The sequence below is a fragment of the Rhizobium ruizarguesonis genome (assembly GCF_017357285.1).
Taxonomy (GTDB): Bacteria; Pseudomonadota; Alphaproteobacteria; order Rhizobiales; family Rhizobiaceae; genus Rhizobium; species Rhizobium ruizarguesonis.
Genome location: NZ_CP071680.1, coordinates 673,854 through 683,263, shown reverse-complemented (window position 1 = coordinate 683,263; position 9,410 = coordinate 673,854). Strand labels below are relative to the sequence as shown.

General features: G+C 64.0%; 10 protein-coding genes. 7 read left to right on the top strand and 3 right to left on the bottom strand.

The genetic code is table 11. The features are described 5' to 3' along the window. The first annotated feature begins 193 nt into the window (after nt 1–193). The 5 genes from cobF (at nt 194) to J3P73_RS31255 (ending at nt 4,535) form a co-directional block, all read left to right on the top strand. Nucleotides 194–958, top strand: coding sequence for a precorrin-6A synthase (deacetylating) (gene cobF, locus J3P73_RS31275; protein ID WP_130698977.1), 765 nt, complete (start codon nt 194–196; stop codon nt 956–958). 70 nt (nt 959–1,028) lie between these two features. Then, a complete protein-coding gene (gene cobG / locus J3P73_RS31270) occupies nt 1,029–2,411 on the top strand; it encodes a precorrin-3B synthase (RefSeq protein WP_130764146.1) in 1,383 nt (460 codons plus the stop codon). 2 nt (nt 2,412–2,413) lie between these two features. Further along, nucleotides 2,414–3,046: a precorrin-8X methylmutase gene (locus J3P73_RS31265; RefSeq protein ID WP_027665409.1), complete on the top strand. Its 633-nt coding sequence runs from the start codon at nt 2,414–2,416 to the stop codon at nt 3,044–3,046. Beyond that, nucleotides 3,043–3,774 (top strand): precorrin-2 C(20)-methyltransferase, encoded by a 732-nt coding sequence (locus J3P73_RS31260; RefSeq protein WP_024321717.1) that lies wholly within the window; start codon nt 3,043–3,045, stop codon nt 3,772–3,774. The genes J3P73_RS31265 and J3P73_RS31260 overlap by 4 nt, the downstream gene beginning before the upstream one ends. Further along, nucleotides 3,771–4,535: a precorrin-3B C(17)-methyltransferase gene (locus J3P73_RS31255; protein ID WP_130698974.1), complete on the top strand. Its 765-nt coding sequence runs from the start codon at nt 3,771–3,773 to the stop codon at nt 4,533–4,535. The genes J3P73_RS31260 and J3P73_RS31255 overlap by 4 nt, the downstream gene beginning before the upstream one ends. On the opposite strand, the gene J3P73_RS31250 is transcribed toward J3P73_RS31255, so the two are convergent. Further along, nucleotides 4,499–5,269, bottom strand: coding sequence for a cobalt-precorrin-6A reductase (locus J3P73_RS31250; protein WP_168575053.1), 771 nt, complete (start codon nt 5,267–5,269; stop codon nt 4,499–4,501). The two genes, J3P73_RS31255 and J3P73_RS31250, sit on opposite strands and share 37 nt — an antisense overlap. Between J3P73_RS31250 and cbiE the strand changes: the two genes are divergently transcribed. After that, complete coding sequence (gene cbiE / locus J3P73_RS31245) at nt 5,268–6,500, top strand: precorrin-6y C5,15-methyltransferase (decarboxylating) subunit CbiE (RefSeq protein WP_168575054.1); 1,233 nt, start codon at nt 5,268–5,270, stop codon at nt 6,498–6,500. The genes J3P73_RS31250 and cbiE overlap by 2 nt on opposite strands. Before the next feature lie 4 nt (nt 6,501–6,504). Continuing rightward, a complete protein-coding gene (gene cobM, locus J3P73_RS31240; RefSeq protein ID WP_018482258.1) occupies nt 6,505–7,263 on the top strand; it encodes a precorrin-4 C(11)-methyltransferase in 759 nt (252 codons plus the stop codon). Nucleotides 7,264–7,361: 98 nt separating this feature from the next. Here the strand turns inward: cobM and J3P73_RS31235 are convergent, their stop codons facing one another. Beyond that, on the bottom strand, nt 7,362–8,174 hold the full coding sequence (locus J3P73_RS31235) for a TIM barrel protein (RefSeq protein WP_130764149.1): 813 nt from the start codon (nt 8,172–8,174) through the stop codon (nt 7,362–7,364). A 161-nt stretch (nt 8,175–8,335) separates the two neighbouring features. Further along, entirely contained in the window at nt 8,336–9,364 is a 1,029-nt protein-coding gene (locus J3P73_RS31230; RefSeq protein ID WP_185828670.1) for a LacI family DNA-binding transcriptional regulator, read from the bottom strand. Between the last annotated feature and the right edge of the window lie 46 nt (nt 9,365–9,410).

The window sequence follows — 9,410 nt, the reverse complement described above, 5'->3', positions numbered from 1 at the left end:
TCCTTTTCGATGCGCTTTTCTTTCAACATAGCGTCAAAAAGCGTATCGAAAGTGACACGATTCGGGATTTGCAGCAACAATAGGGCTCAGCTGCCGTCCACAGGCCCGGTTGGCCGCGGCCAACTCCCGTTCTGCCCTTGCGACGACGAGGCTTTTTCGGCAAGACCGCCAGGACTCAACGGGGAGTATCCGCGTGAAGCATATCCATATCATCGGCATCGGTACGGGCAACCCGGAGCATCTCACCATACAGGCGATCAATGCGATGAACGCCGCCGACGTGGTTTTCCTGCCGGTCAAGGGCGCCGGCAAGGAAGAGCTCGCGGAGATCCGGAGGGATATCTGCGAACGCTATATCACGCGGCCTGCTGGCAGGATTTCAGAATTCGCGGTGCCGCAAAGGCAGACGGCAGACAAGACCTATGTGCAGAGCGTCGATGCCTGGCACGGCGAGATCGCCCGCATCTATGGAGAGCTGATCTCCGGTCTCCCGGATGATGGCAGCGGCGCCTTTCTCGTCTGGGGCGATCCCAGTCTCTACGACAGCACGATCCGCATCATCGAACGCGTGCGGCGGGAAAGCAGCCTGGATTTCGATTACAGCGTCATCCCCGGCATCACCAGCATCCAAGCGCTGGCGGCCAGCCATAAAATCCCGGTCAACCTCGTCGGCAAACCGATCGAGATCACCACAGGGCGCAGGCTGGCGCGGGACGGGCTTCTGACCGACAGCACAGTCGTCATGCTTGACGGCGAACAGGCTTTTGCCAAGATCGACGATCCCGATGCCGAGATCTTCTGGGGCGCCTATCTCGGCACCAAGGACGAGATCGTCAGAGCAGGGCGACTTGGCGACATGGCCACCGACATTCTGACGCTCAGGGCCGAAGCCAGGCAACGGCACGGCTGGATCATGGACATCTATCTCCTGCGCAAGGGACGGGATTTCGAGGAATAGCGGTTCGAGCCTTTCCATCAGTTTTGCCGGGTCGGCCGCGATCATGTAAGAAATGATCAGAGGATCGAGAATGAACGTTAAGGCCGCAAAGGCGAGCGAGAAGACAGGCGAGGCGGATCTGCACGATCGCCCGGCTGCGGAGATGCGCAGGCGCGGCACCTGCCCCGCCCTTGCCGCGCCCATGCCGACCGGCGACGGCTTGCTGGTCCGGCTGCGGCCGGCCGGTGGCGCGTTGACGCTATCACAATTCGCAAGCCTTGCTCGTTCGGCCGCGGTCCATGGAAACGGCATTCTGGAAATCACCGCGCGCGGCAATCTGCAGATCCGCGGGCTGCGCGCCGAGACCGTCGGACAGCTCGCTGCCGATATCGATGCCGCCGGGATCACCGTGCCGGACGGACCAGTGATCGAGACATCGCCGCTGCACGGCATCGACCCGGAAGAAATAAGCGATGCGGCCGCAATGGAAGTGGCCTTACGCAGCACGCTCTCCGATCTGCTCGCCTCGGCGCGGCTCGCCCCGAAACTCTCGCTTGTCGTCGATGGCGGCGGATCGTTCAGCTTGTCAGCAGTTTCCGCCGATATTCGTGTCGTTGCTCAATCCCCCACAGATTGGCTTGTCGCGATCAATGGCGACGGTGAAACTGCAATGCCAGTCGCGATCGGTCCTGCAGAGGCTGCGATATCGGCCGTCGGCGAAATTCTGAGCCTGTTGGCGACCCTCGGGCAGGGAAGACGGACAAGGGATATCGATCCTACACTTTTGCGGGCGCGTTTTCCCGCGATGGAGGGCATTCCGTTCAATCCGTCCCGCGCAGCAGGGATACCGCTTGCCGGCACGCACAGGCTTGAGGACGGCAAAATCATACTCGGCGTCAGGCCGGAATTCGGGCAGATGAGAGCGTCTGATCTGATCGCTTTGCTTGACCTGGCAAAGGCCCTGGGCGCAACCGCCATCCGGCTTGCACCCGGTCGCGGTTTCTTCCTCATCGGGCTTCCAGCAGACACAGTGCCGCCTATGCAGATCGCCGCCGCTGGACATGGCTTCAGCACCCAGCCTGACGAGAATAACGAGCATATCGCCGCCTGCGCCGGCGCCGGTGCCTGCGGCTCGGCTTTCTACGAGACGCGGACCTTGGCCCGCCGTATCATTGCCGCGGCACCTGCCCTCTTCGACGGTTCGCTGACGCTGCATCTGTCCGGCTGCGCCAAGGGCTGCGCTCATGCCCGGCCGGCACTGACCCTGACGGGCTCGGCGGAAGGTTATGGCCTCATCCTCAATGGGCTTGCTGCGGATCAGCCGGACGAACGGATCGCTGGCGGTCGGATCGATTTCGCTATAGAGAGGCTCGCCCGGTCCATCGAAGACAACAAAGACGCTGGCGAATCGACCGCCGCCTGCCTTACACGGCTTGGCGCAACCGGCGTTTCGAAGGCGCTGCGACAGGAATAGGAATGCCAGACTACGATTATATCCGCAGCGGCGATGCGATCTACGAGCGTTCCTTTGCCATTATCCGTGCCGAGGCCGATCTTTCGCGCTTCACCGACGATCAAGCCGAAATCGCCGTGCGCATGATCCACGCCTGCGGGCTGGTCGAGGCGGCCGAGCATTTCCTGTTCTCCGCCGATTTCGTCAGCGCTGCGCGCGATGCACTGAAAGGCGGCGCGCCGATCTTCTGCGACGCGGAAATGGTATCCCAGGGTGTGACCCGGGCGCGGCTGCCGGCGCTGAACGAGGTGATCTGCACGCTGCGCGATCCCGCGACACCCGAGCTTGCACGCGAGACCGGCAATACGCGCTCTGCCGCCGCCATGCATCTCTGGCTCGATCGGCTCGGCGGCAGCGTTGTCGCGATCGGCAATGCACCGACAGCGCTCTTCCATCTGCTCGAACTCCTGCGCGACGGCGCCCCGAAACCCGCAGCGATCCTCGGCATGCCCGTGGGCTTCGTCGGCGCGGCGGAATCGAAGGATGCATTGGCGGAGAATTCCTACGGCGTCCCCTTTGCCATCGTCCGCGGCCGGCTCGGCGGCAGCGCGATGACCGCAGCCGCCATCAATGCACTGGCGAGGCCAGGCCTATGACCACAAGCGGCCGTCTCATCGGCGTCGGCACGGGTCCCGGCGATCCGGAGCTCCTGACCCTCAAGGCCGTCCGCGCCATCGAAGGCGCGGATGTGATTGCTTATTTCGCCAAGCAGGGCAGGGGCGGCAACGGCAAGGCGATCGTCGAGCCGCTGCTGAAATCCGGCGTGACGCTGCTGCCGCTCTATTATCCGGTGACGACCGAAATCGACAAGAACGACGAACGCTATCAGAGGCTGATCACCCAATTCTACGATCTGTCTGCCAAAGCTGTTGCCGGGCATCTCGATGCCGGGCTGACTGTCGCCGTTCTCAGCGAAGGCGATCCGCTCTTCTATGGCTCCTATATGCATCTGCATGTCAGGCTTTCCACACGCTACCCGACGGAAGTGATCCCGGGCATCAGCGCCATGTCGGGCTGCTGGTCGCTGGCTGGCATGCCGATCGTTCAAGGCGACGACGTGCTTTCCGTACTGCCCGGTACGATGGCCGAGGCCGAGCTGACGCGCCGCCTTGCCGATACGCAGGCCGCCGTCATCATGAAGGTCGGCCGTAATCTGCCGAAGATCCGCCGGGCACTGGCGGCCGCCGGCCGGCTTGCGGAAGCCGTCTATGTCGAGCGCGGCACCATGGCGAATGCGGCGATGGAAAAGCTTGCCGACAGGACCGACGGCGATGCACCGTATTTTTCGCTCGTGCTGGTGCCGGGCTGGGAGGGCAGCCGATGAGCGGCAGGCTTTTCGTGATCGGCACCGGTCCCGGCAACCCCGAGCAGATGACGCCGGAAGCGCTGGCTGCCGTCGATGCGGCGACGGATTTCTTCGGCTACGGACCTTATCTCGACAGACTGCAGCTCCGCCACGATCAGCTGCGGCATGCCTCGGACAATCGCGAGGAGCTCGGCAGGGCAGGGGCAGCACTCGCCATGGCAGCGGATGGCGTCCAGGTCTGCGTCGTCTCCGGCGGCGACCCGGGCGTCTTTGCCATGGCGGCCGCGGTCTGCGAAGCGATCGAGAACGGGCCGGCCGCGTGGCGCGCAGTCGATCTCATCATCCTGCCCGGCATCACGGCGATGCTGGCGGTGGCGGCAAGAGCCGGAGCACCACTTGGCCACGACTTCTGCGCCATATCGCTGTCTGACAACCTAAAGCCTTGGAATATAATAGAAACCCGCCTTGTATTGGCGGCAAAGGCAGGTTTCGTCATCGCGCTCTATAATCCGATCAGCCGGGCGCGGCCCTGGCAGCTCGGCGAAGCCTTCAAGCTGTTGCGCGACCATCTGCCTGCCACAACACCGGTTATTTTCGGGCGTGCTGCCGGGCGCCCGGACGAACGCATCGCCGTCCAGCAGCTGTCGCAGGCAGATGCGTCGATTGCCGATATGGCGACCTGCATCATCATCGGCTCGGCCGAGACACGCATCGTCACGCGGCCAGGCCGGCTGGACCTCGTCTATACGCCGCGCTTCATGGCGGGGGGGAACAGGTGATCGATCACCGCCAGCGCCGCCTCGACAGTGTCGACCGCCTTGACGATCGGGGCCGGGGCGCGCGCGACCATCATCACCTCGATACCAAGCAGGCGGGCTGCCTCGATCTTCGCATAGGTGGCGGCACCACCGCTGTTCTTGGCAACGATGACGTCGATGTGGTGCTGCCTCAGCAGATCGCATTCACCGTCCAGCGTGAACGGACCACGCTCGAGGACATAGTCGACATTATCAAGCGCAAGCGGCGGTTCGACGGGATCGACGCTGCGGACGAGGTAGTGATGCTGAGGGGCGGCTTCCGCATGATGGGCACCCTGACGGCCCGTCGCCAGGAAGACATGGCGGGGGGAGGGCCCGAGCGCTTCGATGGCAGCCGGAATGCTCTGCACCTCCCGCCAGCGATCGCCCGGCCGGCGGTGCCATTCGGGACGGCGCAGAGCGATGGCAGCAATGCCGGTGGTCTCGGCCGCAAACGCGGCATTGGCCGAAATGCGCTCGGCGAAGGGGTGCGTGGCGTCGGTCAACAGATCATATCCGCCGGCCTTGAGGAAATCGGCAAGTGCGGCGGCGCCGCCGAAACCGCCGATCCGGACCGGAACAGGCTGCGCGGCCGGTTTATCGGTGCGGCCGGCAAGCGACAACAAAACATCGCAATCACCACGCGCCGCGAGCGCCTCGGCCAGCAGCCGCGCCTCGCTGGTGCCGCCAAGGATCAGGATGCGGGGTCTTCCCATGTCTGATGTCTCTCCTGCGTCCGGCCAGCGCTGGCTGACTATTATCGGCATCGGCGAAGATGGTCCAGAAGGGCTGGGCGAGGAGGCGAAGAGGCTGATTGCGACCGCGCCTGCCGTCTTCGGCGGCGCACGGCACCACGCGCTTGCCGCGACGCTGATCACGGGCGAAAGGCTTTCCTGGCAGAGCCCGTTCGAGCGCTCGGTCGAGGCTATCCTCGAAAGGCGCGGCACGCCTGTTGTCGTGCTCGCCTCCGGCGACCCGTTTCTCTATGGCGTCGGCGCAACGCTTGCCCGCCATGTGGCGGCGGCAGAGATGCGCACCATCCCGGCGCCCTCGGCCTTCAGCCTTGCCGCATCCCGCCTTGGCTGGCCGCTGCAGGAGGTCGCGACGATCTCGCTGCATGGACGGCCGATCGATCTGATCCGGCCGCATCTGCACCCCGGGCGGCGCATCCTCGCGCTGACTTCGGACGAGAAGGGGCCTGGCGAACTGGCAGCCCTGCTGACTGCTGCTGGCTTCGGTCAGTCGCAGCTTACCGTGCTCGAGGCGCTTGGCGGCGCTCGGGAACGGCAAAGAAGCGTAGCGGCGACGGATTTCGACCTCCTGGACATCGATCCCCTGAATGTCTGCGCACTCGATATCGCAGCAGGGGAGGGGGCGCGCGTTCAGCCTTTTGCCGCCGGGCTCGAGGATGAGCTGTTCGAGCATGATGGGCAGATCACCAAACGTGAAATCCGGGCGATGACGCTTTCGGCGCTCGCGCCGCGTCACGGCGAACTGCTCTGGGATATCGGCGCGGGCTCGGGCTCGATCGGCATCGAATGGATGCTGGCCAATCCCAGCCTCAAGGCAATCGCCCTCGAACAATCGCCGGAGCGGGCCGCACGGGTCGCCCGCAACGCAGCCGCCTTCGGGGTGCCGCATCTCGCCGTCATTGAGGGTACGGCGCCCGATGCACTGAAAGGCCTGCCGGAGCCGGATGTGATCTTCCTCGGCGGTGGCGGCAGCGAGCCGGGTGTTATCGATACTGCGATTGCCGTGCTGAAACGGGGAGGGCGGCTCGTTGCCAATGCCGTGACGCTGGAGATGGAAGCGGTACTGCTCGCCGAACATGGCAAACGCGGCGGTTTCCTCACGCGGATCGAAATATCGCGCGCCCAGCCTGTCGGCGGCATGAGCGGCTGGCGGCCGGCGATGCCGGTGACGCAGTGGCGCTGGACGAAAGGATGACGAGATGACGGTGCATTTCATCGGCGCGGGACCAGGTGCTGCGGATCTGATCACGGTGCGTGGCCGCGATCTCATCGCCCGATGCCCGGTCTGCCTTTATGCCGGCTCGATCGTCTCGCCCGGACTGCTGCAATATTGCCCGCCGGACGCACGCATCGTCGATACGGCGCCGATGTCGCTCGATGAGATCGAGGCGGAATATCTTCGCGCCGCCGCGGCCGGCCAGGATGTCGCCCGGCTGCATTCCGGCGATCTCTCCGTCTGGAGTGCGGTCGCCGAGCAGGTGCGCCGGCTTCAAAAACACGGCATCGACTATACGATGACGCCAGGCGTTCCGGCCTTTGCCGCCGCAGCCGCAGCGCTCGGCCGAGAACTGACGATCCCAGCCGTGGCCCAAAGCCTGGTGCTGACCCGCGTGTCCGGCCGCGCGTCACCGATGCCGAACGACGAGACACTGGCGAAGTTCGGCGCGACGGGCGCCACGCTGTCGATCCATCTGGCCATCCACGCGCTGAAGCAAGTGGTCGAAGAGTTGACACCGCTTTACGGCGTCGACTGCCCCGTCGCGATCGTCGTCAAGGCCTCCTGGCCGGACGAGCGCATCCTGCGCGGCACGCTTGCCGATATCGAGGCAAAGGTTGCAGCCGAACCGATCGAACGCACGGCAATCATCTTCGTCGGCCCTTCGCTCGCGGCCGAGGATTTTCGCGAGAGCTCACTCTATGATCCGGCCTATCAACGCCGCTTCAGAGGCAGGGAATAACGTCAGGCAATTGGCCGCGCCAGCGCGGCCAATCGTGACAATCGTCCCCGTCCAGTCCCACCGCCGATGGCGGCATCAGGCGACGTTTCGCCCAGGTCTCAAACCCGCGCGCTGAGGTAATCCATGCTGGCACGAAGCGCACCGGCCGGGTCCTTGACCGCATGAACTTCCGCGGCAAAGGGTTCAAAGGAGAACGGACCCTGATAGCCCGCCTGCAGCAGCGCCCTGATCTGCCCGGCATTATCGAGCCGGTCGTCGCCGTCCACGAGCACGCGATGGGAATCGCGCATATCGGCAACGGAAACGGAAGCATCGCTGACCCCGGAAATGTGGACGAGGCCGGCCAGCTCAGGAAAGGTCGCCGCTTCGCCGGCAAGGTGATGGTGGAAGGTGTCGTGGACAAGCCTGAAGGTCGATTCCGCGCCGAGCTCCCTGATTGCTTCGGCCGCCTCGGTCTTCGAGCGCAGTGAGCAGATCTCGAAGCCGAGCGGCTCGACGAGACCGATAATGCCGGCCTCCTCGAGCATCGGCTTCAGCGCGGCCAGCGACTGGCGCAGATTGGCCTGCCGTTCGCCATCGGCGCAGCCGGTGCCATCATTCTTCGGCACGAGGACGAGCGCCTTGGCGCCGGATGCGCCGGCATAATCGATCAACTCCTGCGCTTCGGCGGCCCGGGTCGCATTCCACTCGTTGAAGCGCTGCAGGGCGTTGATCGAGATGATCGTCACGCCATGGCGGGCGGCGGCCTCCCTGATCACCTCGGGTTTGGTGCCGTCGAGAATGGCATTGCCGGAAAGGTCGTTGCGGATCTCGACGGCATCGATGCCGAGCGATCGGGCCAGCGCGAAGAAATCGTCGATGGTAAGCGACGGCGCGGCCATATGATTGAGCGCAAAACGGATCGAAGTCATGATCGGTATCTCCTCCTGATCTCCGCGTCAGGGCGGAGCGGTTCTCGTGAATGGGTCGGCGAATCTCTATCGGAATTCGCGTCGCAATCCATCCGTCATCGCCGGCGTCCGCTTTCATTGCTGAGAGAATTTCGAACGAAATGATGGAATTCCATCATTGCTTAGATGTTCTCCGAAATATGAATATCGAAAGGCAGGAAGAGTTGTCCGGGAACAGCCGTTTCACCGTTTTCGATGGCACCGGTCATCAGCACCATCAACTCCTTGCAGAGAGCGGGCAGGGGGGTGCTGATCGCCATGGCGACGATATCGTCGGCAAGACCGGCTTTGCTGTCGGGCGTCAGCTCGTTGACCACCAGGACGATCTTGCCACCGACACCTTCTTCGCGGAATGCCGAAATTGCCCCCTCCATGCCGCCGCCGCAGACATAGAGGCCGACGAGATCGGGATGTTTCTGCAGCAGCGTCAATGTCGCCTCATGGGTGATCTCGGCGGTCTCGAGATTGATCAGCGTGTCGACGACATCGAAATCAGGCGCATTCTCGCGAAAATAGGAGCGGAAGCCGATTTCCCGCAACTCATGGCCATGAAAGCGGTGGCTGCCGACGAAACAGGCGACCTTGCCGGGCCTGCCGGCCGTGCGTGCAATCGTCCAGGCGGCGGTGCGCCCGACCTTGCGGTTGTTGACGCCGACATAGGCGTCGCGCACGCCCGTGGCGAGGTCGGAGAGCAGCGAGAACACCGGAATGCCGCGCTCCTTCAACTCCTCGACCGCCGTCGTCACCGCCGGATAATCCGGGCCAACGAGAGCAACGGCCTGGTTGCGGGCTCCGAGCGCCTTGATCTTTTCGACGATCGCTGCCGGTGTCGCGGCTGACGGAAAGTCGATCTGCGTCTGGATGCGCGCGGACGTCAACGCGCGCGCTGCGGTCTCGATCTCACGCACGAAGCTCTGATAGAAGGGCTGCATCGGCTTCTGCAGCAGGAAGGCGAGCCTGTATTGCGGCAGATCTTCGAAGACGCGCTGCTTGATCAAGCCGACAGCGTGGTAGCCGATCGACTGCGCCGCATCATAGACCCGTCGCGCCGTTTCCTCGCGCACCCGGTGGCGCGCGTTGAGAACGCGGTCGACGGTGGCGACACTGACGCCGGAGGCGCGGGCGAGATCGGAGATGGTGGGACGGCGCATCGGCGTTCCTGATGGATTCAATCATGAATGCAAGCCATTCATGATG